The following is a 26,445-nucleotide window of genomic DNA, read 5'->3' as shown; positions in this document are numbered from 1 at the left end:
CATATTTGACCCGGGTAATATTGCCATTTCATTTTTACCCGGGCAATATCAGACCTCCCGCCAGACCCCAGCCCCCATGGACAAGCACCAGCGCCGGCAGCAGATCGCCGACTACAAACGCCGCGCGCCCCGCAGCGGCATCTACCACGTGCGCTGCACCGCCAGCGGCGAAAGCTGGGCCGGACCGGCCAACGACCTGTCCACCATCGGCAACCGGCTGTTGTTCACCCTGCGCCTGGGCAACCACCCGCACCGGCGCCTGCAGCAGGCCTGGAACCTGCACGGCGCCGAAGCGTTCCAGTGGCACGACGCGCACGTGCTGGAACACGACCCCGACCTGCACGACTTCGAACGCGCGCGGCGGCTGCAGGACGCGTTGGCCGAGGTCTGCCGGCGGACCGGCGCCACGGCGCTGCGTTGATCCGTGGCGGCGGCACGGTTGCCGCCGCCACGTGGCATGATGGCCGGCACCTTCACCTTGCCGGTCATGATGGTCATCAAGGGCAAAGCCACGTCACTGGATATCGCGCACATGGCCGGCGTTTCGCAACCGACCGTGTCGCGCGCCCTGCGCGGCAGCCCGATGGTCAACGCCGACACCCGCCGGCGCATCCTGGAGATCGCCCGCCAGCTCAACTACAAGGTGGACAAGAACGCGTCCAGCCTGCGCTGCCAGCAGTCCGGCACGCTGGCACTGCTGTTCTTCGAGGACCCGACCCCGGACGACTCGCTGATCAACCCGTTCTTCCACTCGATGCTGGGCTCGATCACCCGCGCCTGCGCGTTGAAGGGACAGGACCTGCTGGTGTCGTTCCAGCAGCTGTCCAGCGACTGGCACGCCGATTTCGAGGACAGCAACAAGGCCGACGGCATCATCCTGCTCGGCTATGGCGACTACCACCAATCGGTCGAACGGCTGCGGCGCCTGGTCGAACAGGGCACCCATTTCGTGCGCTGGGGCGCGGCCCTGCCCGGCCAGCCCGGGGTATCGGTGGGCAGCGACAACTTCCAGGGCGGCTTCGACATCACCGCGCACCTGCTCGACCAGGGCCGGCGCCGCATCGCCTTCCTCGGCCACGCCTCCAGCCATTACCCGGAATTCCAGGAACGCTACCGCGGCCATGCGCAGGCGCTGCGCGCGCGCGGCCTGGAACCGGAGCCGGGCCTGCAGCACGACGCCATCACCACCGAAGAGTCCGGCCACGCCGCCTGCGCCGCGCTGCTGGCCGGCGGGCAGCGTTTCGACGCGGTGTGCGCGGCCAGCGACCTGATCGCCATCGGCGCACTGCGCGCGCTGCGCGAGCACGGCCTGCGCATACCGCAGGACGTGGCGGTCACCGGCTTCGACGACATTCCGCTGGCGGCCTCGGTATCGCCGGCGCTGACCACGGTGCAGCAGGACACCAAGCTGGCCGGGCACCTGCTGGTGGAGAAGCTGCTGGCGCTGATCGCCGGCGCGCCGGTGGACAGCCAGAGCATCGCGGTCAGGCTGGCGGTGCGCGAATCCTCGCGCATGTAGCTGCGGGCCTTGCCGCGCAGGGCGCTTTCCCGCTGACGCCCGAGGCGGGGCCAGCCCCACATGCATGGGGTCAGCCGAAATCCCGCAGCAGTTCGCCCACGCCCGATGGCGCCACTTCGAAGCCCAGCGGCGTGCCCGGGTTCACCACCACGCCGTAGCCGCCCGGCACCCGGCGCAGCACGTCCAGCATCAGCCAGCGCAGCGTGTGCGGCGCCTGCTGGGTATGGATGCCGACCCGCGCCATGTCGGTGAACACCGCCACGTGCAGCACGCCCTGCTTGTCGAACAGCAGCGGATCGAAGCCGCTGCCATCGGGGGTGACCAGGCTGCCGGTGAGCAGCACCACCTCCGAGGCGACGAACGCCTGCATGAACGCCCTGATCGGCAACGTCCCGTCCATGGCGGCCTTGAGCAGCGTTTCGAGCGGGTTCTGCGGGGCAAGCGTGTCCATGGCGTGCGGCATCGGAGGGGCCGGGGATTGTACCGCCGCGGCGCCATCGACCAGGGCGTGCGCGCCGGCGCGCGCGACATCCCTGCGCACGGTGTCAGCGCGCCAGGCGTGCGTCGCGTGCGGCCTGGTCGGCCATCGCCGCGTCCAGCCGCGCCTGCAGTGCCGGCTGTCGCACCTCGGCGTCGAGCACGAACACCTTGACCCCGTGCGCCGTCACCGTCGCCCGCAGCACGTCGCGCACCGCCTGGGTGCCACCCTCGAGTGCGTCACGCCAGGTGCCGGCCTGCAGATAGCGGCGCACTTCGAAGGCCTGCGCGGTGTCGCCCTTGTTGAGCAGCACCAGTGCGGTCTGCGCGGTGCCGCCGTGCTGCAGCACGCGGTAGAACACCGCCTGGTCGCCCTGCAGGCGTTCGTTGACCTGCAGGCCGCGCTGCAGCGCCGGGGTGGCCTGGCGCAGGCGCGCGATGCGCTGCAGCGGGGCGAAGATGGGACTGCGCGGCGCCGCGTCGATGCGCTCCTGGCCGAAGTAGGCGCGGTTGCCGGCATGTTCGGCGCGGCCGCGCATGAAACCGGTTTCCGAGCCGTAGTAGAGCACCGGGATGCCACGCGCGGTGAACAGCCAGTTGTGCGCGTCGATGAAACCGGCATCGCTGGCGTCCAGCCGCGCCATGTCGTGGTTGTCGTAGAACGTCATCAGCGCGTACGGGTTGGCATACGGGCCGCCGTCCAGATGCAGCGGTCCGGCCAGCGCTTCGTAGCCCTGGCCTTCCCTGCCGAACACCGCCGCCAGCGCGCCGCGCAGCGGGAAATCGAGCACGCTGACGTTGGCGTTGGCCGGCCAGGTGTGTTCGGCGATGCGCGCGGCGTCGTAGTCGAAGGCCTCGCCGAACATGAACATGCCCGGGTGCGCGGCGCGGATGCGCTGCACGAACGCATGCCACCACCGGTGCGGCAGCCAGCCGATGGTGTCGATGCGCAGCGCGTCCACGCCCTGCGCGGTCCACTGCAGGTAGGCGCCGACCAGGTAGTCCATCACCGCCGGGTTGTCCTGGTTGAAATCGGACAGCTCGGCCAGGTTGCCGTCGAAGATCGACCCCTTTTCGCCGTCGACCGGGCCGATGGCGTTGTAGAAGGCATGCAGCGGATTGTGCTTCGGGTCCAGTTGCGGCGGCGGCAGGTTCTGGTGGTCGGCAATCAGCTTTCCGTCCCGGTCGAAGATCTGGCCGAACTGCGGCTGCCGCACCGGCATGGTCCAGGCCGGCGAGCCGTGGTTGCCGACGATGTCCAGCACCACCTTCAGGCCGGCATCGTGCAGGCCGCGGGTGAGGCCGGAAAAATCCAGGTCCGCGCTGGGCAGGTGTTCGTCCAGCCGGTAGAAATTGATGCCCCAGTAGCCGTGGTAGCCGGTCTTGCCACGGTCGGTCAGGCTGCTGTTGCAGGTGACCGGGCGGCTGCCGGTGAACGCCTGGTCGGGGTTGTCGACGATCGGCGTGATCCACACCGCGCCGAAGCCGAGGTTGCGGATGTACCGCGCATTGTCGAGCACGCCGCGGAAATCGCCGCCGAGGTAGCCGATGTTGCCGTCGATACCGTCCGCGCAATGCACCGGGATGTCGAAGGTCGGGTGCGCGCCGCCCTGCTCGCGCTGGTCGTTGGCCGGGTCGCCATTGACGAAGCGGTCGGTGACCACGAAGTACACCGCGTCGCCGGCGAACGGCTCGGTGGTGCCGACGTAGTCCGGGCGCGGCGCGGCCGCGGCACCGCCGGCCAGCAGGGCAAGGGAAAGCGCCGGCGCCAGGCCGGCCATCGACAGACGCACGCGCATCACACCACCTCCGGACGGGACGGCACCCGCAGCACGCACAGGCCGGCCACGAACAGGCTGCAGCCGCCCAGCACCAGCACGTGCATCGGCATGCCGCCCAGCCAGGTGCGCAGGGCGAAGCCGAGCGCGCTGGCGGCCACCAGCTGCGGGATCACGATGAAGAAATTGAAGATACCCATGTACACGCCCATCTTCGACGCCGGCACGCTGTCGGACAGCAGCGCGTACGGCAGCGACAGGATCGAGGCCCAGGCGAAGCCGACCCCGACCATCGACAGCAGCAGCCACTTCGGGTCGCCGATGAACATCAGCGACACCAGCCCGGCGCCGCCCAGCCACAGGTTGAGCAGGTGGCTCCAGCGCAGGCCCAGCACCCGCACCATGGCCGGGATGGCCAGCGCCGCCAGCGCGGCGAAGCCGTTGTAGGCGCCGAACAGCACGCCGACCCAGTTGGCGCCTTCGTTGTAGGCGGCCGACTGCGGATCGGTGGAACCGAAATGGGTGCCGGCCACCGCCGCGGTGGTGTAGATCCACATCGCGAACAGCGCGAACCACGAGAAGAACTGCACCCACGCCAGCCGCCGCATGGTGGCCGGCATCGCGCGCAGGTCGCCGACGATGGCCGCCAGCATGTGGGTGCCGGGCAGCAGCCGCGCCAGCGCCAGCAGCACGCCGTAGGCGATGCACAGGCCGGCCAGCACGTACAGCATGCGGTCGCCCTGGCGCCAGCCGATCAACAGCGCGAGCGCGGTACCGAGCAGCAGCCACGTGGCGACCTGCGCCCATGGCGGCGCGCCGCCGGGCGCGGCCACCCGGTGCGCGGCGGGCGGCTCGGCATCGTCGAACGCGGCCAGCTCCGCCGGCGGGTACTCGCGGGTACTGAACACCGTCCACGCGATCGCCGCCAGCAGCACCACCGCACCGAAGTAGAACGCATAGCGCACCGTGTCCGGCACCTCGCCCGGCGCGGCGGTGTTGGCTACGCCCCAGCGCGCCAGCAGATACGGCAGCAGACTGGCGATGATCGCGCCGACGCCGATGAAGAAGCTCTGCATCGCATAGCCGGCCGGGCGCTGGCGCGGCGCCAGCTGGTCACCGACGAAGGCGCGGAACGGCTCCATCGACACGTTGATCGAGGCATCCAGCACCCACAGCGTGCCGGCGGCGATCCACAGCGTCGGCGAATTCGGCATCACCAGCAGCGCCAGCGTGGTCAACACCGCACCGAGCATGAAGAACGGCCGCCGCCGGCCCCAGCGCGTCCAGGTGCGGTCGGACAGGTAGCCCACCACCGGCTGCACCAGCAGGCCGGTCAGCGGCGCGGCGATCCACAGCCCCGGCACCGCCTCCATCGACGCACCCAGCGTCTCGAAGATGCGGCTGGCATTGGCGTTCTGCAGCGCGAAGCCGAACTGGATGCCGAGGAACCCGAAACACATGTTCCAGATCTGCCAGAACGACAGCTGCGGTTTGCTTTTCATCAAGCGCTTCCCCCCTCCGGGAATCACGGATGCGATGTACGCCGCCACGGCGGCCGGGCCATGGTAGAGGCCACCCGCGCGATGCGCACCGCCGGTGCATACGTATTCAATGCCGCTGCCGCCGATGACGCTGTGCACCAACTGGAATAGTGGTGGCACCTGCCTGCCGCCCCCGTGCTCCGGAGCCGATACCCGTCATGGTCCTGCCACGCCCCTGCCCGTTCCCGCACCGCATCACCCTCGCCTTGCTCCTGCTGCTGGCCTGCCTGCCCGTCGCCCGGGCGGCGGACCTGGCGCGCATCGCCTCGCCCGGCGACGTGCTCGCCGTCGTCCTTGAAGCGCAGCACGAAGGACGCATCGCCTACCGGGTGGAACGCCGGGGCCAGGCGGTGATCGCCCCGTCGCGGCTGGGCTTCCTGCTCGGCGACGGGCGCCTGGAACGCAACCTCGAACTGGTCGGGCAGTCGCGCCGCAGTTTCGACGAGACCTGGGAGCAGCCGTGGGGCGAGCGCCGCCTGACCCGCAACCACTACAACGAACTGCGCGCCCGCTTCGCCGAGAAGCCGGTGGACGCGGCCCTTCCCGGGCGCCGTTTCGACGTGGTGTTCCGCGTCTACGACGACGGCGTCGGCTTCCGCTACGAGTTCCCGCGGCAGGCGGCGATGGGCGAGGCGCGCATCCGCGCCGAGCTGACCGAGTTCGCGCTCGCCCGCGCCGCGAGCGCCTGGTGGATCCCGGCGTTCGAATGGAACCGCGAGGAATACCTGTACCGCCACACCCCGCTGCGCGAGATCGGCACCGCGCAGACTCCGCTGACCCTGCGCGATGACAGCGGCCTGCATGTGGCCATCCACGAGGCCGCGCTGCTGGACTACGCGGGCATGAACCTGGCCCGCGGCGACGGCGACGTGCTGCGCGCCGCGCTTACCCCCGGCAGTGGCGACGCGGCGGTGGTGCGCGCGCTGCCGTTCAGTACGCCGTGGCGCACGATCCAGGTCGGCGAGCGCGCCGGCGACCTGGCCGAATCCAGCCTGGTGCTCAACCTCAACGAGCCCAATGCCATCGGCGACGTGAGCTGGTTCACGCCGGCCAAGTACGTCGGCGTGTGGTGGTCGCTGCACCTGGAGACCGAGACCTGGGCCACCGGCCCCCGGCACGGCGCCACCACCGCCAACACCCGGCGCTACATCGACTTCGCCGCCGCCAACGGTTTCCGCGGGGTGCTGGTGGAAGGCTGGAACCCCGGCTGGGACGGCAACTGGTTCGCCAACGGCTGGGGCTTCGACTTCACCCGTGCCACCGCCGATTTCGACCTGCCGGGGCTGGCCAGCTACGCCGCCGGCAAGGGCGTGCACCTGGTCGGCCACCATGAGACCGCCTGCGCGGTCAGCCATTACGAGCGGCAGTTGCCGGCCGCGCTCGACCTGTACGCGCGCAACGGCGTGAAGGTGGTCAAGACCGGTTACGTCTGCGACGCCGGCGACATCCAGCGCCAGGACCACGCCGGTGGCCCGGTGGTGCGCGAGTGGCACGAGGGCCAGTGGATGAGCAACCACCACCTGCGCGTGGTCCAGCAGGCGGCGCGGCGGCACATCGCGGTCAACGCGCACGAACCGATCAAGGACACCGGCCTGCGCCGCACCTGGCCCAACTGGGTCTCGCGCGAGGGCGCGCGCGGCATGGAGTACAACGCCTGGGGCGCGCCGCCGAACCCGCCGGAACACGAAGCCACGCTGGTGTTCACGCGCATGCTGGCCGGGCCGATGGACTTCACCCCGGGCATCGTCAGCCTGAAGGGCCGCAACGGCCTGCCGCTGCGCAGCACCCTGGCCAAGCAGCTGGCGCTGTACGTGGTGCTGTACAGCCCGATCCAGATGGTGGCCGACCTGCCCGAACACTACGCGCAGCATCCCGATGCCTTCCAGTTCATCCGCGACGTGGCGGTGGACTGGGAGCAGAGCCGGGTGCTGGACGGCGAGGTCGGGCAGTTCGCGACCATCGCGCGCAAGGCGCGCGGCAGCGGCGAGTGGTTCCTGGGCAGCGTCGGCGACGACCGGCCGCGCGAACTGGATACACCGTTGTCGTTCCTGGAGCCGGGCCGCCGCTACCGCGCCGAGATCTACCGCGATGGCGACGGCGCCAACTGGCGCGACCAGCCCTTCGCCTTCGCCCGCGAGACCCGGGAGGTCGGCAGCGGCGACCGCATCGTGCTGAAGCTCGCACCCGGCGGCGGCGCCGCGATCCGCTTCGTGCCGCTGGATTGATTGCGCCGTGGGTGCGGTGCCTGCGCCGCATGGCTGTTCGGCCGCCTCATGCTGGGCACGCGCGGCATCTCCTACCGCGACTGCGCATGGCCGACGGCGCCTCGTGGCGCCGTTGCCATCGTTGTCATGCGCAATCCCGGCGGACGCGCCGCTTGTCGGCGCATTGAATACGTATGCAGGCCGATTCCACGACGTTGCCCGCTGATTACCATGCATGGCAGTCGCAACCCGAGCGCATCGCAACGGCGACGAACGCCCGCAAACCGCTCCGGTGCAGGCACCGAACAACCAAACGACATCACCTGGGAGAGGGGAGAATGTTGAACACCAAGCGCAACCTGTTGAGCGTGGCGCTCGCGTCCGCGCTGGCGCTGCAGGCCAGTGGCGCCTACGCGCAGAGCACCGCCGACGACGGCCAGAAGAAAGCCGACGCCGTGAACCTGGACACGGTCACCGTCACCGGCATCCGCCGTGGCATCGAGAGCGCGATCTCGGTCAAGCGCGATGCCACCTCGATCGTCGAAGCGGTCTCGGCCGAGGACATCGGCAAGCTGCCGGACGTGAGCATCGCCGAATCGATCGCCCGCCTGCCCGGCCTGGCCGCGCAGCGCGTGGCCGGCCGCGCCCAGGTGATCAGCGTGCGCGGACTGTCGCCCGACTTCGCCACCACCCTGCTCAACGGCCGCGAGATGGTCAGCACCGGTGATAACCGCAGCGTGGAATTCGACCAGTATCCGTCCGAGCTGATCAGCGGCGTGACCGTGTACAAGACCCCCGACGCCGGCCTGGTCGGCCAGGGCCTGTCCGGCACCCTGGACATGCAGACCGTGCGCCCGCTCAGCTATGGCGACCGGGTGATCGCCGTCAGCGGCCGCTACCAGAAGAACTCGCTGGGCGAAGCCGCCGGCGTCGACCCCTACGGCAACCGCTTCAACGTCAGCTTCGTGGACAAGTTCGCCGACGACACCGTCGGCCTGGCCATCGGCTACTCGCACTCGGACATGCCCAAGCAGGAGAACCAGGTCGGCCTGTACGAGCCATGGCAGGCACTGGGCGGCAACGACTGGCGCCCCGGCGTTCCCGCCGGCACGTTCTACTCCGACGGCATCAAGGCGCTGCGCCGCACCGGCAACGCCAAGCGCGACGGCGTGATGGCCACCGTGCAGTTCCGCCCCAACAACGCCTGGACCAGCACGCTCGATGCGTTCTACACCAAGGCCAAGGAATACGACACCGCCAACCAGCTGGAAATCCACCTGGGTGGCTACAACGGTGGCTACGACCCGCTGTACCTGACCGACGTGGTGACCCGCGACGGCAGCTTCGTCAGCGGCGTGGCGCACAACGTCTACCCGCTGGTGCGCGGCATGTACAACTACCGCGAGGACAGCATCAAGGCTTTCGGCTGGAACAACGAATTCACCTTCGGCGAGGTGCGCCTGGTCGCGGACGTCAGCTGGTCCAAGGCGGTGCGCGACGAGACCAACCTGGAGAACAACCTGCAGCTGCTGCCGGCTCCACAGCTGGATTCGGTGCGCCTGGATTTCGCCGGCGGCAACTTCCCGCGGTTCACCCCGGGGCGGGATTATTCCGATGCCAGCAAGCTGTTCCTGACCAACACCATCTACGGCTCGGGCTACGGCAAGACCCCGCACGTGGATGACGAACTGAAGGGCTTCAAGCTGGCCGTGAACGTCCCGGCACCGGAAGGCTTCAGCTGGTTCAGCGACATCGACGTCGGCCTCAACTACGCCGACCGCAGCAAGGACAAGACCCAGGCCGAAGGCAACATCAACCTGGGCGCGCAGGGCATCACCAGCATCGCCGCCGACCTGCAGTACGCGCCGGTCGACCTGGGCTTCGCCGGCGCCGGCCGCATCCCGGCCTGGAACGTCCCGGCCGCGGTCGCCAGGTACATGGTGTTCAAGCCCACTACCACCGAGAGCTACCTGATTCCCAAGCAGTGGACGGTGGACGAGGAGATCGCCACGCTGTTCCTGCGCGCCAACATCAGCACCCAGATCGGCTCGATCCCGGTGCGCGGCAACATCGGCATCCAGGGCCAGCGCGTGGACCAGTCCTCGCACTCCAACTACTGGGACGGTTCGCAGCCGGTCGGCAACCGGGTGATCCCGATCAGCGAAGGCAGCAAGTACTTCAAGTTCCTGCCGAGCATGAACCTGGCGTTCGAACTGCCGGCCGAGAACACCGTGCGCTTCGCCCTGGCCCGCCAGGCCGCGCGCCCACGGGTGGACGAGATGCGTGCATCGATGGAGTTCGGCGTGGACACCAACACCGGCAGGCCCGGCGCCAGCGGCGGCAATCCGCGGCTGGACCCGTGGCTGGCCAATGCGGTGGACCTGTCGTGGGAGAAGTACTTCGGCAACAAGGCCTACGTGGCCGCCGCGGTGTTCTACAAGGACCTGAAGACCTACATCTACACCGAGAAGCGCGATGGCTACGACTTCACCCAACAGGTCGATGCCTGGCTGGAAGCCAACGCCATTTCGCTGCCGCCCGGCGTCGTCGTCGACAAGACCGGCACCTACACCGCGCCGTTCAACGGCAGTGGTGGCAGCCTGCGCGGCATGGAACTGACCGCCTCGCTGCCGCTGGACCTGTTCGCCGACGCGCTGCGCGGCTTCGGCGTGGTCGCCAGCGCCAGCTTCAACGACAGCAGCATCACCATCCCGCCGGATCCGGGCGCCGTCTCCAGCGTCGGCAGCGCCCCGATCATGCTGCCGGGCCTGTCCAAGCGCGTGTACAACTTCACCGCCTACTACGAGAACGACGGTTTCGAAGTACGCCTGAACCAGCGCAAGCGCTCGGACTTCATCGGCGAGATCGGCAACTTCAACGGCAACCGCACCCTGCGCTACGTCAAGGGCGAGAACGTGCTGGACGCGCAGCTGGGCTACAGCTTCGGCAGCGACACGATGTTCAGCGGGTTGAGCCTGTACCTGCAGGCCAGCAACCTGACCAACTCCAGGTACGAAACCTATGCCGGCAGCAAGGATCGTCCACTGGAGACCGTGGAATGGGGCCGCAGCTACCAGATCGGGGTGAACTACAAGTTCTGAGCCATCGGTTTCAGCCGCACACCGGACCCGCTGCCCCGGCAGCGGGTTTTTTCATGCGCGCGGCCGGCGCCCCGGCCACCATCCCGGCGCTCGAGGCCGCCCCGCGGCCGCCCGCGGCTGCACCCGCGACGCCCCACCCTGGCAACGGCCGGAGGGGTCACGCCGCGTCCCTGTCCGGTGGCGCTGGCAACCGGTCGTCGCATCGCGATGTGGTCGACACCGTACTGTTTCCCACGGGCCGATGACGCCCGCGGCCGGGGACGTGCCGGCACGCCGCCCATGCGCGAGGGCATCGCGGTCCATCGGCACCGGGACGCGCGTTGCACGCCGCAGCGGGCCAGCGCCCCGCCATGGTTCCTCGCCGCTCCGCGGCGCCGGAGCGCATGCGGCGCACGATGGCCGGTGCCGGGCGGCACACACTGCGTTGCGCGCGCAGGCGACGCACAACGCAGCAGGGGCGGAGATCGCTCTCCGCCCCTGCAGGCCGCGTCGCGGGTTGCAACGCTCAGCCGCGCCGTGCGCAGTACACCGCGTGCGCGGGCAACAGCAGTTCGCCGGCCTCGGCGCGTCCTGCATCCGGGCCGGGCATCGCCAGCGGCTGCCACGAGCCAGCGGGCAGCGGGTGCCGCACCGGCGCCGCCGACAGGTTGAAGGCCAGCAGCAGCGTCTGCCCATCCCGCGTGCGCTCGAACATCAGCACCGGCTCGGCGCTGTCGAGGAAGCGGATCGCACCGCCGGTCAGCGCCGGCTGGGCATGACGCCAGGCCAGGAACGCGCGGAACGCATTGAGCACCGAATCGGGCGCGGCCTCCTGCGCCTGCACCGACAACGCGCGGTGCTCGGCCGGGATCGGCAGCCATGGCCTGGCCGTGCTGAAGCCGGCCAGCTCGCCGCCGGTCCACGGCATCGGCGTACGGCAGCCGTCGCGGCCCTTGAAGTTCGGCCAGAAGGTGATGCCATAGGGGTCGCGCAATGCCTCGAACGGCACGTCGGCCTCGCCCAGGCCCAGTTCCTCGCCCTGGTAGATGCACACCGAGCCGCGCAGCGAGCACACCAGCGCGACCAGCATCCTGGCCATCGCCGGGTCGGCCGGGTGGCCCCCCCAGCGGGTCACCGCGCGCTGCACGTCGTGGTTGGACACCGCCCAGCACGGCCAGCCGTCGCGCATGGTCGCCTCCAGCTTCTCCACCGTGGCGCGGATGTAGCCGGCACTGTAGTCGTCCACCAGCAGCTCGAAGCTGTAGCCCATGTGCAGGCGGCCCGGCGCGGTGTACTCGGCGGTGGTCGCCAGCGAATCCTCCGAGGAAATCTCGCCCAGCGCCACCGCGCCCGGGTACTGGTCCAGCAGCGCGCGCAGGCGCTCGAGGAAGCCGACGTTCTCCGGCCGGGTGTTGTTGTAGTAGTGGTACTGGAAGGCGTACGGGTTGTCCGGGCTGAAGCCGCGGCCCACGCGCTCGCTCTCCGGCTTGGCCGGGTTGTCGCGCAGCTGCGCGTCGTGGAAACAGAAATTGATCGAATCCAGGCGGAAGCCGTCGACGCCGCGGTCCAGCCAGAACTTCACGTAGTCCAGCGTGGCCTGCTGCACCGCCGGGTTGTGGAAATTCAGGTCCGGCTGCGACGACAGGAAGTTGTGCAGGTAGTACTGGCGCCGGCGCGGCTCCCACTTCCAGGCCACCCCGCCGAAGATCGACAGCCAGTTGTTGGGCGGGGTGCCGTCCTCGCGCGCATCGGCCCACACGTACCAGTCGGCCCTGGGGTTGTCGCGGCTCTGCCGGCTCTCGCGGAACCACGGGTGCTGGTCGGAGGTGTGGCTGAACACCTGGTCGATCATCACCTTCAGGCCCAGCGCATGCGCCCTGGCCAGCAGCCGGTCGAAGTCGTCCAGCGTGCCGAACAGCGGGTCGACGTCGCGCTGGTCGGCGATGTCGTAGCCGAAATCGGCCATCGGCGAGCGGAAGAACGGCGATACCCAGATCGCATCCACGCCCAGCGAGGCGATGTAGTCGAGCCGGTCGATGATGCCCGGCAGGTCACCGACGCCATCGCCGTTGGTGTCCAGGAAGCTGCGCGGATAGATCTGGTAGATGACGGCGCCCCGCCACCAGGGAGTGTTCGACATCGAGCGCCCCTCCGGGCTTGTGCGTGCCCGCGGCCGGGCATGGATGAACCACGCCAGCTTAGCGGCGGCACCGGAGCCATGGCGCGCAGTGCATACGTATTCACGCGCGTGCCGGCGGCGGCGCCCGGTCACCGGCGGCACCGCCTATAATCGCCCCACGCCCCCCGACGCCATCGCATGAGCATCGCCGAAGACCTCCGCCCCGCGCTGGGCCTGCCCGCCATCCAGACCCTCGCCGCCCCGGACATGGCCGCCGTCGATGCCCTGATCCGCCACCGCCTGGCGTCCGATGTGGTGCTGATCAACCAGATCGCCGACCACATCATTTCCGCCGGCGGCAAGCGCCTGCGGCCGATGCTGGTGATGCTGGCCGGGCATGCCGCCGGCGGCGCCGGGCCCGAGCACCACCAGCTGGCGGCGATCATCGAGTTCATCCACACCTCGACCCTGCTGCACGACGACGTGGTCGACGAGTCGGACCTGCGCCGTGGCCGCAGCACCGCCAACGCGCTGTGGGGCAACGCGCCCAGCGTGCTGGTCGGCGACTTCCTGTATTCGCGCAGCTTCCAGCTGATGGTCGAGCTGGACCGCATGCCGGTCATGCGCATCCTGGCCGATACCACCAACCGCATCGCCGAAGGCGAGGTGCTGCAGCTGCTGCATGTCCACAACCCGGATACCGACGAAGCGGCCTACCTGCGGGTGATCGAGCGCAAGACCGCGGTGCTGTTCGCCGCCGGTACCCGCCTGGGCGCGCTGGCCAGCGGTGCCGGCGAGGCGGTGCAGCGGCAGCTGTACGACTACGGCATGGCGCTGGGCTATGCGTTCCAGATCGCCGACGACGTGCTGGATTACTCGGCCAACGCCGAGGAACTGGGCAAGAACCTGGGCGACGACCTGGCCGAGGGCAAGGCCACGCTGCCGCTGATCCATGCCATGGCGCATTCGGACGCGGCCGTGCGCGAGCGCCTGCGCGCGATCGTGCAGGAGGGCGATGCCGACGCCATGCCCGAGGTGCTGGCCGCCATCCGCGCCACCGGCGGCCTGGAATACAGCCGCCAGCGCGCGGTCGAGTACGCCGACGCCGCAGAGCGCGCGCTCGATGGCCTGCCCGAGAGCGATGCCGTCGCCGCCCTGCGCGGCCTGGCCCGCTACGCGGTCGAACGCCGCCACTGAGCCGATGACGTCCGCGCGGCATTTCAACGACGAGGAGCGCGCCGCGCTGCTGGCGGTGAAGGGCGTCGGCGCCACCGTGGTGGCACGGCTGGAACAACTGGGTTTCCACACCCTGCGGCAACTGGCGCAGGCCGAGCCCGGCGACATCGTCGGCCAGGCCGCGGCGATGCTGGGCAGCAGCTGCTGGCGCAACAGCCCGCAGGCGCGCGCGGCGATCGCCGGCGCCATCGCGGCCGCACGCAGCCACGCCCCCCGGTCCTAGGCGGCCGCGCGGCTGCAGGCCGGCGACCGCCAGCGGCAGGCGCGATGCGTTGCCGGTTCCGGGCGCGGCATCCGCCCCCACCTGCAACGGAAGCCGCGCCCGCGCCGGCCCCGGCGCTCAATCGCCCAGGCGCTCTTCCAGGAAGACGTCCATCATCTTCCACGCGCGCCTGGCCGCGCGCGGGTCGTACACGCAGCCCGGCGGGCTGTTGGCGTCGGCCTCGGCGAAGCAGTGCACCGCACCGCTGAAATTGACGAACTGCCAGTCGGCGCCGGCGGCATCCATTTCCGCGCCGAACGCGGCGATATCGCCGGCCGTCACCCCGCGGTCGGCGGCGCCGTTGAGCACCAGCATCGGCACCTTGCCGCTGCCGGCGGCGGCCGGGCTGGGGGTGGACAGGCCGCCGTGCAGGCTCACCACGCCCGCCAGCGGCATGCCCGCACGCGCCATTTCCAGCACCGTGCTGCCGCCAAAGCAGAAGCCCACCGCGGCGATGCGCGAGGCGTCCAGCGGCGCCTTGCCGGCCTGGGCCTTGAGCGCGTCCAGCGCGGCGCGGGCGCGCGCACGCAACAGCCCGCGGTTTTCGCGCAGCGGCCTGGAGGCCGCGGCGGCTTCGGCGTCGTCCTTCGGCCGCACCGCGCTGCCGTAGACGTCGGCCACCAGTACCACATAGTCGTCGCCGGCGATGCGCCCGGCCTTCTCGATCGCCGATGCGTTCACCCCGCGCCAGTTCGGCACCATCACCACGCCCGGGCGACGCGCGTCGCCGTCGTCATCGAAGACCAGCACGCCGCTGTAGCGGGCGCCGTCCAGCTGCCACTCCACCGGCCGCTGCTGCATCTTCGCCAGCGCCGGCAGTGCCGCCGACGCACACGCCACCAGCAACGCCACCTGCCACTTGCGCACGGTTCGCATGGGAGTCACTCCGTCCGGGGAATGCGGCGAGTCTATGCCTGATGCGGCATGAACGGCGCGTGCCGCCCCCTTTGCCCTGTACTCCGGCCTCCCCGGGGGCGGGGCTCGCCGCGCAAGGCGCCACTCAGCGAAAGCACGGGCCCGGCCCACGCCCATGGGCCGGCACCCGGCAACCCCGACCGCCCGGATACGCGCCGTCAGCCGACCCCCAGCCCCGGGATCGCGCTGATGCTGTCCGGGTCGAAGCCGGCCAGTTCGGCGAAGTGGCGGCCGCGCGCCACGTAGTCGCGGTAGGCCCCGAAGCTCGGCGCGCCCGGCGACAGCAGCACCACCCCGCCCTGCTCCCCGAGCGCGGCCCGCGCCAGCGCGACCGCGTGCGGCAGGTCGGCGGCGGCATGCAGGCCGAAGCGGCCTTCGCCGGCCAGCGGCTGCAGCAGCGCATGAATGCGCGGCCCGTTGCCGCCCATGGTGATGATTTCCAGCGGCGCATGGTCGCGCATGTGCGCGGCGAAGTCGTGCCAGTCCAGGCCGCGGTCGTGGCCACCGACCAGCAATGCGATGCGCTGCCCGGCGAAGCAGTCCAGCGCCGCCAGCGAGGCATGCGGCGTGGTGCTGATCGAGTCGTTGACCCAGCGCAGGCCGTCGCGCTCGCCCAGCAGCTGCAGGCGGTTGGGCAGCGGGCGGAAGCCGCGCACCGCCGGCGCCAGCGCCACCGCGTCCAGCCCCAGCGCCTCCAGCGCCGCCAGCACCGCGCACAGGTTGCCGCGGTTGTGGCGGCCCGGCAGCGGCGTGTCGGAGGTATCGAAGACCGGCTGCGCGCCGCGGTGCACCACCTCGCCGACCATGTGCCAGCCTTCGGCCTGGTTGAACCACACCACCTGGCTGTGCGGCAGCTGCAGCGCGCGCAGGTGCGGATCGGCGGCGTTGAGTACCGCCACCCGCGGGTGGCCACCGGTCACCAGCGACAGCTTGTCGTCGATGTAGCGCTGCTCGCTGCCGTGCCAGTCCAGGTGCTCGGGAAACAGGTTGAGCACGATGGCCACGTCCGGCCGCGTACCGCTGCGCGCGACCTCGCCGGTCTGGTAGCTGGACAGTTCCACCGCCCAGTACGCCGGCGCCGGTTGCGGGTCGAGCACTTCCAGCAGCGGCAGGCCGATGTTGCCGGCCAGCCCGGTGCGGTGCCCGGCCGCGCGCAGCAGGTGCGCCAGCAGCGAGGTGGTGGTGCTCTTGCCCTTGGTGCCGGTCACGCACACGGTGTCCGGCAGCGTGCCGTCGGCGCGCGCGTGCTCGCTGAACCACAGCGAGGTGCCGCCGATGAACTGCGTGCCACTTGCCGCGGCGGCCAATGCCTCGGGCCGGTACGGGCTGATCCCGGGCGATTTCACCACCACGTCGAAGCCTGCCAGCGCCTCGCCGCTGACCGCGCTTCGCACCTGCAGCGCACCGGCGGTTTCGGCGCGCGCGGCCGCGGCTTCGGCCTCGGGGCAGAACAGTGTCAACGCCAGGCCGGGCAGCCGTTCGCGCAGCGCGTGGAAGGCGGCGCGGCCCTCGCGGCCCCAGCCCCACAGCGCGACGCGCTGCCCCTCAAGCTGCGAAATCCGCACGCAGGCGCTCCCACAGGCCGGCGGGGATGCGGTGCTCGCCGTCGATCACCAGCAGCGGCTCGATCTTCAGTTCGTCGGCCGCCAGGGTCGGCTGGATCACCTGGGCGAACCGCTTGACCAGCACGTCTTCCTTCCATTCCGGGCGCGCGGCCAGGGCCGCCATCGCCGCGCGCGACTCCCTGCCTTCGCCCACGCACTCGAACGGCTTGTGGTCCTGGAATTCCAGCAGCGCGTCGAAGCCGCCGGCCTGGTCGCCGTCGTCGAGCAGGTTGCGGCCGAAGATGCGCACCAACCGGGTCTTGGGCATGAACGGCGCCAGCGCCAGGAACACGAAGTGGCACTTCGGGCAGACCCCGCACCAGCGGTTCACCGGGCGCTCGCCGAGGATGTGGAAATTGCGGTTGCAGCTGGAGAAATGCGCGTCGTAGTAGTCGGTCCTGGCGAACTGCCGCGCCACCGCCAGCTCGGACAGCGGCCGCAGCAGCGAGTAGTAATGCAGGTCGGCGGCGACGTGCCGCTGCACGTGTTCGCCGAACGCCTTCTCGAACGCCCAGCCCTTGGACCACTGGTGATTGACCTCGCCGGTGCCGGCGATCTGGCTGCCGTAGCTGGCCGAGCGCTCGTTGGAGAACACCACCTGGTCCACGCCCTGCACCAGCGCCGCCAGCAGCATGATCGCCGAGTTCACCGCGGTCACCGGAATGTGGCCGTTCCACGCGCCCTGGCGGTTGAGTTCGAACAGCTCCGGCGCCAGCGCGCGGCCGATGTTGAGCATCGGCAGGCCGGTGCGCTCGGCGCAGGCGCGGATCAGCTGCGAGCCGCCGATCCAGGTGACGGTCGCGGCCACGCCGGCGTGGCGCAGCGCCTCGATGCTGACCAGCGAATCCTTGCCGCCGCCGATGGCGACCAGGGCGTGTTCGCGCAGGCCCAGCGGCTGCGCCGCCGGTTCGGCCTGCGCCTCCACCGGCAACCGGAAGCGGCCACGCAGGTTCAGCCCGTTGCGGTAGGCGAACTCGCCCAGGCCGTTGAGGTAGACCGTTTCCACCAGCGCCGCGGTCGCGGCGTCGATGGCGTAGCTGTCGATGGCCACCTGCGCCGGCACCGCCGCCTTGTAGTAACTCACCCCGGCGACCAGGTGCAGCAGCCGCAGCGCGCGCTGCACCGCCGCCGCACGCGCCGGGTCCAGGTGGAACGGCGCGCCCGGCACGGTGACGGTCTCGGTCATCTCCGGGCCGTCGTCGAAGGCGTACACCAGCCGCGCCACGCCGGTGTCCGCGGCGAACTCGCAGCGGACGAAACGGAAGCGGGAAACCTGGTCTTTGTCGAAAGCTGTCATGGCGTATCCGGAATCAAGCGGGGTGCCGCGCGCGGTGCTGCGTGGGCGCGGCGGAACGAGGGGGCAAGGGCGGCGCGGAGGTCAGGACGCATCGTCGATGATGTCCTCGCACGGCAGCGCGCGCTGGTTGTAGCGGCTGGCCATGCTGAAGCCGTAGGCGCCGGCGTCGGCGATCAGCATGACGTCGCCGGGGGCGGTGGTGGACGGCAGCTTCACCCGCTGCGCGAACACGTCGCTGGATTCGCAGATCGGCCCGACCACGCTGAAGTCGAGGTCGCGCGCGTCTTCCAGCCGCGACAGGTTGGCGATGTCGTGCCAGGCGTCGTACAGCGCCGGGCGCAGCAGCGCGTTCATGCCGGCGTCCAGGCCGACCCGGCGCACGCCATCCTTTTCCACCACCTGGGTGGCATGGGCCAGCAGCACGCCGGCCTCGGCGACCAGGAAGCGGCCCGGCTCGACCGCCAGCTGGAACGCCGGGTGCACCGCCTTGACCGCGGCCAGGCCGGCGGCCCAGGCGTCCAGGTCGAACGGTTCGTCGTCGTCGCTGTACGGCACCGGCAGGCCACCGCCGATGTCGAGGATCTCCACGCTGCCGATGCGGCGCGCGAAGCCGGCCAGCTCGTCCACCACCTGCTGCCAGTGGCCGCTGCTCTCCACGCCGCTGCCCAGGTGGGCGTGGATGCCGGTGACGCGCACGCCGAGGCCGCGCGCCACGTCCATGAATTCGTCCACCCGCTGCGCCGACAGGCCGAACTTGGCCTCCTTGCCACCGGTATTGACCTTGCGGTGGTGGCCGTCGCCATGGCCCAGGTCGATCCGCAGCCACAGCGTGCGGTCGCCGAACACCTCCGGCCAGCGCCGCAGCAGCTCGACGTTGTCCACGGTGACGTTGACCCCGCGCGCCAGCGCCGCGGCGTACTCGCCGATCGGGGCGAAACTGGGGGTGAACAGCACCCGCGCCGGCGCCAGCTCCGGCAACACCTCGAACACGTGCTCGACCTCGCCCAGCGAAACGCACTCCAGGCCGAAGCCTTCGTCGGCCAGCGCGCGCAGGATGGCCGGGTGCGGGTTGGCCTTGATCGCGTAGTAGCGGCGGTCCAGCGCCGCCACCGCCTGCAGCTGGCGCGCGCGCGCGCGCACCGTGGGCAGGTGGTACACGTAGCGCGGCGTGCCCTGCGCGGCCAGTTCCAGCAGCTGCCCGCGCGCGCGCGGCGCGCGCCACCACGGCGTCGGCCGCGGGCGCACGCTGCCGGTGATCTCGCGCCAGCGCGGGCCGAACACCTGCTCCTCGTAGACCGGCATGGCGCCGCTGTCGATCAGTTCATCGTGCAGGATCGGCAACAGCCCGTCGGCGTCGGCCTCGTCGATCACGAAGGTCAGGTTCAGGTCGTTGGACGACTGCGAGATCATGTGCACGCGCTCCTTGCCGAACGTGGCCCACACGTCCGAGAGCTTGTACAGCAGCGAGCGCATGCCGCGGCCGACCAGGGTGATGGCCGCGCACGGCACGATCACCTTGACCTTGCAGATCCGCGACAGGTCGGCCGACAGCGCGGCCAGCACGTCGGTGCTGACCAGGTTCTCGGACGGATCCAGCGAGACGGTGACGTTGGTCTCGGCCGAGCCGATCAGGTCCACCGACAGGCCATGCCGGCGGAACAGGTCGAACACGTCGGCGAGGAAGCCGACCTGCTGCCACATGCCGATGCCTTCCATCGACACCAGCACGATGCCGTTGCGGCGGCTGATCGCCTTGACCCCCGGCACCGGCTCGGCGCTGCCGTCGATGCTGGTGCCGGGCATGTGCGGGCGCTCGGTATCCAGGATCGCCATCGGCACCCCGGCGTCGCGGCACGGCTTGATCGAGCGCGGGTGCAGCACCTTGGCGCCGGTGGTGGCGATTTCCTGCGCCTCGTAATAATCCAGCCGGGTGAGCAGGCGCGCGTCGGGCACGTCCTTCGGGTTGGCGCTGAACATGCCCGGCACGTCGGTCCAGATCTCCACCCGGCTGGCGCCCAGCAGCGCGCCGAAGTACGCGGCCGAGGTATCCGAGCCGCCGCGGCCGAGGATCGCGGTGCCGCCGTCGCCGTGGCGGGAAATGAAGCCCTGGGTGATCAGCATGCGCGTGGGCTGCGCCGCGAAGCGCTGGCGGAACCCGGCGTCGCCCTGCCACTGGCAGTTCACCGACAGCCGCTGCGACCAGGCGCTCTGGTTGGGCGCCGGCGGCTGCGCATGCAGCCAGTCGCGCGCGTCCATCCAGCCGAAATCCAGGCCGTTGCCGCGCAGGTAGGCCGCGCCGATGGTGGAGGACAGCAGTTCGCCCTGGCCCAGCACCTCGGCCTGCCAGTCCAGCGGGCGGTGGGCCGCGCGCGGGTCGTCGAGCAGCGCCTGCAGTGCCGCCAGCCGCGCGGCCAGCACCTCCTGGCCCAGCTCCAGCTCGGCCAGGAACGCGTTGTGGCGCGCGACCAGCGCGACGACCCGCTCGCGGCTGTCGGCGGCGCCGTCGGCGATCGCGGTCAGCTCATTGGTCACGCCCGACAGCGCGGACACCACCACCAGCACGCGGCCACCGGTCTCGTCCGCACGTTTTTTCGCCAGTTCCCCGATCGTGTTCCAACGATGACGACGCGACACCGAGGTGCCACCGAACTTGAGGACGATCCAGCGATCGACGAGGGGGGAAGAGGACATTGGCGTGGGGGTTCACGGTGGGGAAAGACCCGACAGGCGGGCGGAACCGTCGATTCTATAGCCATGCCCCGCCCCGCGCCGCCGCCGGTTGCGGGCGACCGCGTTGCGCCGGTGGCCACGGCGGCGCGCGCGGAGGGCGTCCGGGCTCGCGATGCCGGCGCGCGCGGCCTATGCTGGCCGGCCCCCGCCTGGACCCCTGCCATGACCGCACGCCGCTATCTGCAACTGGACGTCTTCGCCGCGCGCCCGGGCGCCGGCAACCCGCTGGGCGTCGTGCTCGATGCCGACGGCCTGGACGATGCCGCCATGCAGGCCATCGCCGCCTGGCTGAACCTGTCCGAGACGGTGTTCTTCCTGCCGCCCGACGCCGGCGCCGGTTACCGCATCCGCATCTTCACCCCGAGGATGGAGCTGCCCTTCGCCGGCCACCCCAGCGTGGGCGCGGCCTGGGCCGCGCTGGAGCATGGCCTGGCGACGGCCGACGACCACGGCCGGCTGCTGCAGCAGTGCGCCGCCGGCCTGCTGCCGGTGCGGGTGCAGGGCAGTAGCCGTTTCCGCCTGCTGCACGTGCGCAGCCCGCGCGCGGAACAGCGCGACGCGGCCACGCCCGCGCTGCCGCCGGGGCTGGCCGCACTGGCACACCCGGGCGTGGCGCCGGCGCTGTGGAACAACGGCCCGGACTGGTGGCTGCTGGAGGCCGGCGACGAAGCCGCGCTGCGCCGCTACCGGCCGGAACTGGCGGCCATCGCCGCCCTGCCCGGCAACGGCAAGCTCGCCGTGTTCGCCGCCGCGGCGCGGCCCGACGTCGGCTACCAGTACGTGGTGCGCGCCTTCGCCCCCGGCGTCGGCATCGACGAAGACCCGGTGACCGGCAGCGCCAACGCACTGGTCGCCGCGCACCTGCTGGCCCAGGGCCGGCTCACGCCCGGGCAGCACTACCGCGCCAGCCAGGGCCGCGAGCGCGGCCGCAACGGCGAGGTCCATGTGCAGGTGGACGACGAGGGCCATGTCTGGATCGGCGGCGAGGTGCAGCCGGTCATCGGCGGCCACCTCGACTGGTAACCGCCGCCCCCCTGCCCGCAGGTGCGCACTTGCGTGCGCGGGAACCTTCCCGGTGAGGCCGATCGCGCGCCACGCCGCGCCTGCGGATATCTCCCCTACCCCACGGAATCCCCATGACTACCCGCCGCTTCCTGCAACTGGACGTCTTCGCCCCGCGCCCCGGCACCGGCAACCCGCTGGCCGTGGTGCTCGACGCCGACGGCCTGGACGATACTGCCATGCAGGCCATCGCCCGCTGGACCCGCCTTCCCGAGACCACCTTCGTATTCCCGCCCACCACGCCGGGCAGCAGCTACCGCATCCGCATGTTCGCGCCACAGAAGGAAGTGCCGTTCGCCGGCCACCCCAGCGTCGGCAGCGCGCATGCGGTGCTGGAATGCGGCCTGGCCACGCCGGTCGACGGCCTGCTGGTGCAGGACGGCATCGCCGGGCAGCTGCCGCTGCGGGTGGACACGATCGACGGCGTCCGCCGCATCGCCATCCGCACCCCGCGCGCATCGGTGGCGGAGATCGTGGACGCCGCCGATGCGCGGCTGCGCCCGGCCATCGCCGGCTGGGCGCTGGGCGCGCTGCCGCCGGTGCTGATGGACGGCGGCCGCCGCTGGTGGCTGCTGGAACTGGCCGACGAGGCCGCCCTGCGCGCCCTCGCCCCCGACTGGGACGCCATCGCCACCCTGGCCGAGGCCAGCGGCGCGATGGGCGTGTTCGCCTACGCCCGCAGCCATGGCCAGGCGCACGACCTGGCGGTGCGCGCCTTCGTCGGCAACGGCCGCCGCTTCGAGGACGCCGCCTCCGGCGCCGCCAATGCGGTGCTCGCCGCGTGGCTGGACGAACGCGGCGCGCTGCCCGGCCACGGCGGCCGCTACAGCGTCAGCCAGGGCCGCGAGGTCGGCCACGACGCACTGCTGGAACTGCGCATCGACGCGCACGGCGACGTGTGGTCCGGCGGCCAGGTGCAGACGGTGATCCGCGGAACCATCGACTGGTAGCGCGGTCGTACCGACAGTCCAAGGAGAGGTCGTCCGCATGCGTCGATGGATGCTGGCGTTGTCGCTGCTGTTGGCCGGCATGCAGATGCCTGCCGGTGCCACGCAACCGGCAGCGCCGCAGCGCGTGCTGTTCGTCGGCAACAGCCTGACCTATGTCGGCAACCTGCCGGCCACGTTCGCCGCACTGGCCAATGCCAACGGGCAGCACATGCACGCCGCGATGCTCGTGCAGGGCGGCGCCACGCTCGAACAGCGGGTGGCCGACGGCAGCGTGCTGCGGGCGCTGGCCCGCTACCGGCCGGCGGTGCTAGTGCTGCAGGAACGCGGCGGCGAGCTGCTCTGTGGCGCCGGCGAGGATGCCTGCCGGGCGTCGCGGGAGGCGGTGCAGGCACTGGCCGTGGCGGGCCGCCAGGCCGGCGCACGGGTGTTGCTGCTGGGCAGCTACCAGCCCCATCCCCGCGCGTCGGCGGCGATTGTCCAGGCCGAACGCGCCGCCGCCACGCAGGCCGGCATCGGCTACGTGGAGATTTCCGAAAGCCTGCGCCGGCTCTCCACCGGTGCCGGCACGCTCGCCTGGTACGACGCCGACGGCATGCATCCCGGGCCGGCACTGACGCTGCTCGATGCGGTGCAGCTGTACCGGGCGCTGTTCGACACGCACCCCGTGCGGGGTTTCACGGTCGCGGCGCCGATCTACGGCGCCAGCAGCGGATTGCGCGCCGAACTGCGCGATGCCGATGCGCCGGCGCCACGGCCGCAGACAGCGCAGGGCATCGGCTACGACGACGCGATGATCGGACAACTCAATGCGCTGCTGGATGCCGGCGGCAACCGGCCCCGGTAGGTGCGGGGCTCACCGCGCCTGGCGCCTTCCCGGCAGGGCCCGTGCGGGTAGTTCAGCGCGAAGCGCGCAGCGCCTGCTGTTCGACCAGGGTGAGCGCGACGTTGTCGCGCAGGTAGGCCGGCTGCACCCGTTCGGGGGCGATGCCCTCGCCGCGGGCGAAGGCCGGCACGGCGAGCTTCAACACGTCCGATGCGCGCGGCAGCGCCTGCGCATCGACCGACAACAGCCGCGCCTGCAGGCGCGTGGCCAGCAGCCCCTCGGCGGCGGCGAAACCGGTGCCGACCCCGGCCCAGCGGCTGCCATCGTCGGGCAGCTGCAGCGCTTCCGGGGCAATCACCACTTCCGCGCCCTGTTCGTCCCACAGGCCATCGCCACGGCGCACGCAGCGCGCGGCGTAGACCTCGCCCATGCGCGCATCGATGCTGGCCAGCACGTGGCTGGCGTCGGCGGGCGCCTGCATCGCCAGCACCTGCAACGTGGACACCGGCAGCAGCGGCCGGTCCAGCGCCAGGGCGATGCCCTGGGCGATGGCGATGGCCAGGCGCACGCCGGTGAACGCGCCGGGGCCGCGGCCCAGGGCGATGGCGTCCAGCTGCGCGCGGGCGATGCCGGCTTCGGCCAGCAGCTGTTCCGCCCACGGCAGGGTCAGTTCCGCATGCCGGCGCGGCGCGATCTCGAAGCGTTCCAGTACCTGCCCGTCCACATGCAGGGCGACGGAACAGGCTTCGGTGGCGGTTTCCAGGGCGAGCAGCTTCATGGGGTCACATCGGGATCGGGAAGGGGCGGCATGGCGGTTTCCATGCCCGGCGCGTCGGCATCGGGCTGCCATTGTCGCGCAAAGAACGCCTGCACATCGGCCAGTTCGCGGGTGCGGCGGAACGGCGGCAGCGAATCCAGGAACACGCGCCCGTAGCCGCGGCTGAGCAGGCGCGGGTCGCACAGCACCAGCACGCCGCGGTCGCTCTCGCTGCGGATCAGCCGGCCCACGCCCTGCTTGAGCGCGATCACCGCCTGCGGCAGCTGTTCGTCGCGGAACGGGTTGCCACCGGTGCGGCGGATCGCGTCCAGCCGCGCCTCGTATACCGGGTCGTCCGGCGCGGCGAAGGGCAGCTTGTCGATCACCACCACGCTCAGCGCGTCGCCGGCCACGTCCACGCCTTCGCGGAAACTGGCCGAGCCCAGCAGCACGCCGTTGCCCGATTCGCGGAAACGCTGCAGCAGGCTGGCGCGGGGCGCCTCGCCCTGCACGAACAGCGGCCACGGCCCGCCGCGCAGCGCATCGGCGGCCTCGCGCAGCGCGCGGTGCGAGGCGAACAGCAGGAACGCACGCCCCTGCGAAGCCTCCAGCACCGGGCGCAGGGTGGCGATCAGCGCGGCACCGAAGCCGCGCGCGGCCGGATCGGGCAGCTGCGGCGGCAGGTAGCACAGCGCCTGCACCGGCCAGTCGAACGGGCTGGGCTGGACCAGGGTGTGCGGGTCGTCCAGCCCCAGGCGCGCGGCCAGGTGGCCGAAGTCGCCATCGACGGTCAGCGTGGCCGAGGTGAACACCCAGGCCGCGTGCGAGCGCAGGCGGTGTTCGCGCAGCGGCCCGGATACGTCCAGCGGGGTGCGCTGGCAGCGGAAACCGCGCGGCGTCAGCTCGTACCAGAGCACGTCGTTGCCGGCGGCGCCGATGTCGGCGTCATCGCTTTCGAAATCGGGCAGCGGCGCATCCTCGCCCAGCCAGCGCGCCAGCCGCGCCGCGCCTTCGAGCGCGCGTGCATGGCACGCGTCCAGCCCCGGCGACGCCTCGCGCACGCCGGCCAGCGCATCGCGCAACCCGGCCAGCGCCGTGGCCAGCACGTCGAAGCCCTCGGCCACCGCCGGCACCGCCAGCGCACGCCACTGGGTGCCGCGCGGCGGCAACGGCTCCATCGCCGCGCGCAGTTGCCGCAATGCCATTTCCAGCGCCGCCACCGGCGGCTGCAGCACCGGCTGCGCGCCGGCCACGCCGCGGCATTCGGCCAGGCAGTCGCGCGCCAGCTCCTGCCACGGGCGCATGCCGAAGCCTTCGCCGAAGAACCCGGCCGCCAGTTCCGGCAGCTGGTGCGCCTCGTCGATCACGAACGCCTGCGCGCCCGGCAGGATCTCGCCGAAACCTTCCTGCTTGAGCGCCAGGTCGGCCAGCAGCAGGTGGTGGTTGACCACCACCAGGTCGGCCTCCTGCGCGCGCTGCCGCGCCTGCACCACGAAGCACTCGCTCCAGAACGGGCAGTCGCTGCCCAGGCAGTTGTCGACGGTGGACGTGACCATCGGCAGCAGCGGCGAGTCGTCGGCCAGCCCGTCGAGTTCGGCCACGTCGCCGAACTGCGTGCGCCCGGCCCAGGCGACGATGCGCTGGAACTGCGCGGCCTGTTCGGGCGAGGCCAGGCGCGGTTCCCCGCGCGCCTGGTCCAGCCGGTAGCGGCACAGGTAGTTGGCGCGGCCCTTGAGCAGCGCGCTGCGGTGGCCGACGCCGAGCGCGGCGCGCACCCGTGGCAGGTCGCGGTGGTAGAGCTGGTCCTGCAGCGCGCGGGTGCCGGTGCTGACGATGGTCTTCAGCCCGGACAGCAGCGCCGGCACCAGGTAGGCAAAGGTCTTGCCGGTGCCGGTGCCGGCCTCGGCCAGCAGTACGTCGCGCTGCTGGAAGGCATCGGCGATGGCCTCGGCCAGGCGCAGTTGCGCCGCGCGCGGGGTGAAGGCGTCGAGCTGCCGCGCGAGCGCGCCGTCGGCGCTGAGGGCTTCACGGCTGGCGGTTCTAAGCATCGGAGGTCCGGGGCCGGAGGCCAGGAATCAGCGGGAAGCCGGC

Annotated in this window: 19 protein-coding genes; 9 read left to right on the top strand and 10 right to left on the bottom strand. The window is 71.3% G+C overall.

Annotated features, from left to right (window positions below; all coding sequences use genetic code 11):
* Nucleotides 1-76: 76 nt before the first annotated feature.
* Together ACJ7VY_RS04835 and ACJ7VY_RS04830 are read left to right on the top strand one after the other, a co-directional pair.
* A complete protein-coding gene (locus tag ACJ7VY_RS04835) occupies nucleotides 77-421 on the top strand; it encodes a GIY-YIG nuclease family protein (protein ID WP_409476470.1) in 345 nt (114 codons plus the stop codon).
* 69 nt (nucleotides 422-490) lie between these two features.
* A complete protein-coding gene (locus ACJ7VY_RS04830; protein ID WP_161615060.1) occupies nucleotides 491-1,519 on the top strand; it encodes a LacI family DNA-binding transcriptional regulator in 1,029 nt (342 codons plus the stop codon).
* A 70-nt stretch (nucleotides 1,520-1,589) separates the two neighbouring features.
* Here the strand turns inward: ACJ7VY_RS04830 and ACJ7VY_RS04825 are convergent, their stop codons facing one another.
* The 3 genes from ACJ7VY_RS04825 to ACJ7VY_RS04815 form a co-directional block, all read right to left on the bottom strand.
* Nucleotides 1,590-1,970, bottom strand: coding sequence for an SseB family protein (locus tag ACJ7VY_RS04825; RefSeq protein WP_104940142.1), 381 nt, complete (start codon nucleotides 1,968-1,970; stop codon nucleotides 1,590-1,592).
* 94 nt (nucleotides 1,971-2,064) lie between these two features.
* Nucleotides 2,065-3,795: an alpha-amylase family glycosyl hydrolase gene (locus tag ACJ7VY_RS04820; RefSeq protein ID WP_409476469.1), complete on the bottom strand. Its 1,731-nt coding sequence runs from the start codon at nucleotides 3,793-3,795 to the stop codon at nucleotides 2,065-2,067.
* Nucleotides 3,795-5,276, bottom strand: coding sequence for an MFS transporter (locus ACJ7VY_RS04815; RefSeq protein WP_104940141.1), 1,482 nt, complete (start codon nucleotides 5,274-5,276; stop codon nucleotides 3,795-3,797). The genes ACJ7VY_RS04820 and ACJ7VY_RS04815 overlap by 1 nt, the downstream gene beginning before the upstream one ends.
* A 197-nt stretch (nucleotides 5,277-5,473) precedes the next feature.
* Here ACJ7VY_RS04815 and ACJ7VY_RS04810 point away from each other — a divergent pair, with 197 nt between their 5' ends.
* Both ACJ7VY_RS04810 and ACJ7VY_RS04805 read left to right on the top strand, forming a co-directional pair.
* Complete coding sequence (locus tag ACJ7VY_RS04810) at nucleotides 5,474-7,540, top strand: glycoside hydrolase family 97 protein (protein ID WP_409476468.1); 2,067 nt, start codon at nucleotides 5,474-5,476, stop codon at nucleotides 7,538-7,540.
* A 317-nt stretch (nucleotides 7,541-7,857) separates the two neighbouring features.
* Complete coding sequence (locus tag ACJ7VY_RS04805) at nucleotides 7,858-10,620, top strand: TonB-dependent receptor (RefSeq protein WP_409476467.1); 2,763 nt, start codon at nucleotides 7,858-7,860, stop codon at nucleotides 10,618-10,620.
* 505 nt (nucleotides 10,621-11,125) lie between these two features.
* On the opposite strand, the gene ACJ7VY_RS04800 is transcribed toward ACJ7VY_RS04805, so the two are convergent.
* Entirely contained in the window at nucleotides 11,126-12,739 is a 1,614-nt protein-coding gene (locus ACJ7VY_RS04800; protein WP_313229346.1) for an alpha glucosidase, read from the bottom strand.
* A gap of 177 nt (nucleotides 12,740-12,916) precedes the next feature.
* Here ACJ7VY_RS04800 and ACJ7VY_RS04795 point away from each other — a divergent pair, with 177 nt between their 5' ends.
* Both ACJ7VY_RS04795 and ACJ7VY_RS04790 read left to right on the top strand, forming a co-directional pair.
* Nucleotides 12,917-13,915, top strand: a complete 999-nt coding sequence (locus ACJ7VY_RS04795) for a polyprenyl synthetase family protein (protein ID WP_409476466.1) — start codon at nucleotides 12,917-12,919, stop codon at nucleotides 13,913-13,915.
* Nucleotides 13,916-13,919: 4 nt separating this feature from the next.
* Nucleotides 13,920-14,177, top strand: a complete 258-nt coding sequence (locus ACJ7VY_RS04790) for a Pathogenicity locus (RefSeq protein WP_104938313.1) — start codon at nucleotides 13,920-13,922, stop codon at nucleotides 14,175-14,177.
* A gap of 117 nt (nucleotides 14,178-14,294) precedes the next feature.
* Here ACJ7VY_RS04790 and ACJ7VY_RS04785 read toward each other — a convergent pair whose 3' ends face one another.
* From ACJ7VY_RS04785 to ACJ7VY_RS04770, 4 genes are all read right to left on the bottom strand, one after another.
* Nucleotides 14,295-15,092: a dienelactone hydrolase family protein gene (locus tag ACJ7VY_RS04785; RefSeq protein ID WP_409476465.1), complete on the bottom strand. Its 798-nt coding sequence runs from the start codon at nucleotides 15,090-15,092 to the stop codon at nucleotides 14,295-14,297.
* Between the two features lie 197 nt (nucleotides 15,093-15,289).
* Nucleotides 15,290-16,696, bottom strand: a complete 1,407-nt coding sequence (gene murD, locus ACJ7VY_RS04780) for a UDP-N-acetylmuramoyl-L-alanine--D-glutamate ligase (protein WP_409476464.1) — start codon at nucleotides 16,694-16,696, stop codon at nucleotides 15,290-15,292.
* Nucleotides 16,677-18,032: a UDP-N-acetyl-alpha-D-muramoyl-L-alanyl-L-glutamate epimerase gene (murL, locus tag ACJ7VY_RS04775; protein ID WP_409476463.1), complete on the bottom strand. Its 1,356-nt coding sequence runs from the start codon at nucleotides 18,030-18,032 to the stop codon at nucleotides 16,677-16,679. The genes murD and murL overlap by 20 nt, the downstream gene beginning before the upstream one ends.
* 81 nt (nucleotides 18,033-18,113) lie before the next feature.
* Nucleotides 18,114-20,723, bottom strand: coding sequence for a bifunctional aspartate kinase/diaminopimelate decarboxylase (locus ACJ7VY_RS04770; protein ID WP_409476462.1), 2,610 nt, complete (start codon nucleotides 20,721-20,723; stop codon nucleotides 18,114-18,116).
* A gap of 201 nt (nucleotides 20,724-20,924) precedes the next feature.
* On the opposite strand from ACJ7VY_RS04770, the gene ACJ7VY_RS04765 reads away from it, so the two are divergent.
* From ACJ7VY_RS04765 to ACJ7VY_RS04755, 3 genes are all read left to right on the top strand, one after another.
* Entirely contained in the window at nucleotides 20,925-21,785 is an 861-nt protein-coding gene (locus ACJ7VY_RS04765; protein ID WP_409476461.1) for a PhzF family phenazine biosynthesis protein, read from the top strand.
* A 113-nt stretch (nucleotides 21,786-21,898) separates the two neighbouring features.
* Nucleotides 21,899-22,774, top strand: coding sequence for a PhzF family phenazine biosynthesis protein (locus ACJ7VY_RS04760; RefSeq protein WP_293762555.1), 876 nt, complete (start codon nucleotides 21,899-21,901; stop codon nucleotides 22,772-22,774).
* A 37-nt stretch (nucleotides 22,775-22,811) separates the two neighbouring features.
* Nucleotides 22,812-23,618 (top strand): hypothetical protein, encoded by an 807-nt coding sequence (locus tag ACJ7VY_RS04755; RefSeq protein WP_409476460.1) that lies wholly within the window; start codon nucleotides 22,812-22,814, stop codon nucleotides 23,616-23,618.
* Nucleotides 23,619-23,670: 52 nt separating this feature from the next.
* Here ACJ7VY_RS04755 and tsaB read toward each other — a convergent pair whose 3' ends face one another.
* Together tsaB and ACJ7VY_RS04745 are read right to left on the bottom strand one after the other, a co-directional pair.
* On the bottom strand, nucleotides 23,671-24,375 hold the full coding sequence (gene tsaB, locus ACJ7VY_RS04750) for a tRNA (adenosine(37)-N6)-threonylcarbamoyltransferase complex dimerization subunit type 1 TsaB (RefSeq protein ID WP_409476459.1): 705 nt from the start codon (nucleotides 24,373-24,375) through the stop codon (nucleotides 23,671-23,673).
* On the bottom strand, nucleotides 24,372-26,402 hold the full coding sequence (locus tag ACJ7VY_RS04745; protein WP_409476458.1) for an ATP-dependent DNA helicase: 2,031 nt from the start codon (nucleotides 26,400-26,402) through the stop codon (nucleotides 24,372-24,374). Before ACJ7VY_RS04745 ends, tsaB begins: the two co-directional genes overlap by 4 nt.
* Between the last annotated feature and the right edge of the window lie 43 nt (nucleotides 26,403-26,445).

The sequence above is a fragment of the Stenotrophomonas sp. Y-13 genome, from assembly GCF_046267925.1.
Lineage (GTDB): Bacteria > Pseudomonadota > Gammaproteobacteria > Xanthomonadales > Xanthomonadaceae > Stenotrophomonas > Stenotrophomonas acidaminiphila_A.
The sequence above is the reverse complement of the archived record's forward strand: the minus strand, read 5'-3'. Positions and strand labels throughout refer to the sequence as shown.

What these genes read in the sequence shown, in the direction of transcription:
- ACJ7VY_RS04835 (WP_409476470.1), top strand. Translation starts at nt 77, where the DNA reads ATGGACAAGCACCAGCGCCGGCAGCAGATCGCCGACTACAAACGCCGC.
- ACJ7VY_RS04830 (WP_161615060.1), top strand. Translation starts at nt 491, where the DNA reads ATGGTCATCAAGGGCAAAGCCACGTCACTGGATATCGCGCACATGGCC.
- ACJ7VY_RS04825 (WP_104940142.1), bottom strand. Translation starts at nt 1,970, where the DNA reads ATGGACACGCTTGCCCCGCAGAACCCGCTCGAAACGCTGCTCAAGGCC.
- ACJ7VY_RS04820 (WP_409476469.1), bottom strand. Translation starts at nt 3,795, where the DNA reads ATGCGCGTGCGTCTGTCGATGGCCGGCCTGGCGCCGGCGCTTTCCCTT.
- ACJ7VY_RS04815 (WP_104940141.1), bottom strand. Translation starts at nt 5,276, where the DNA reads ATGAAAAGCAAACCGCAGCTGTCGTTCTGGCAGATCTGGAACATGTGT.
- ACJ7VY_RS04810 (WP_409476468.1), top strand. Translation starts at nt 5,474, where the DNA reads ATGGTCCTGCCACGCCCCTGCCCGTTCCCGCACCGCATCACCCTCGCC.
- ACJ7VY_RS04805 (WP_409476467.1), top strand. Translation starts at nt 7,858, where the DNA reads ATGTTGAACACCAAGCGCAACCTGTTGAGCGTGGCGCTCGCGTCCGCG.
- ACJ7VY_RS04800 (WP_313229346.1), bottom strand. Translation starts at nt 12,739, where the DNA reads ATGTCGAACACTCCCTGGTGGCGGGGCGCCGTCATCTACCAGATCTAT.
- ACJ7VY_RS04795 (WP_409476466.1), top strand. Translation starts at nt 12,917, where the DNA reads ATGAGCATCGCCGAAGACCTCCGCCCCGCGCTGGGCCTGCCCGCCATC.
- ACJ7VY_RS04790 (WP_104938313.1), top strand. Translation starts at nt 13,920, where the DNA reads ATGACGTCCGCGCGGCATTTCAACGACGAGGAGCGCGCCGCGCTGCTG.
- ACJ7VY_RS04785 (WP_409476465.1), bottom strand. Translation starts at nt 15,092, where the DNA reads ATGCGAACCGTGCGCAAGTGGCAGGTGGCGTTGCTGGTGGCGTGTGCG.
- murL (WP_409476463.1), bottom strand. Translation starts at nt 18,032, where the DNA reads ATGACAGCTTTCGACAAAGACCAGGTTTCCCGCTTCCGTTTCGTCCGC.
- ACJ7VY_RS04770 (WP_409476462.1), bottom strand. Translation starts at nt 20,723, where the DNA reads ATGTCCTCTTCCCCCCTCGTCGATCGCTGGATCGTCCTCAAGTTCGGT.
- ACJ7VY_RS04765 (WP_409476461.1), top strand. Translation starts at nt 20,925, where the DNA reads ATGACCGCACGCCGCTATCTGCAACTGGACGTCTTCGCCGCGCGCCCG.
- ACJ7VY_RS04760 (WP_293762555.1), top strand. Translation starts at nt 21,899, where the DNA reads ATGACTACCCGCCGCTTCCTGCAACTGGACGTCTTCGCCCCGCGCCCC.
- ACJ7VY_RS04755 (WP_409476460.1), top strand. Translation starts at nt 22,812, where the DNA reads ATGCGTCGATGGATGCTGGCGTTGTCGCTGCTGTTGGCCGGCATGCAG.
- tsaB (WP_409476459.1), bottom strand. Translation starts at nt 24,375, where the DNA reads ATGAAGCTGCTCGCCCTGGAAACCGCCACCGAAGCCTGTTCCGTCGCC.
- ACJ7VY_RS04745 (WP_409476458.1), bottom strand. Translation starts at nt 26,402, where the DNA reads ATGCTTAGAACCGCCAGCCGTGAAGCCCTCAGCGCCGACGGCGCGCTC.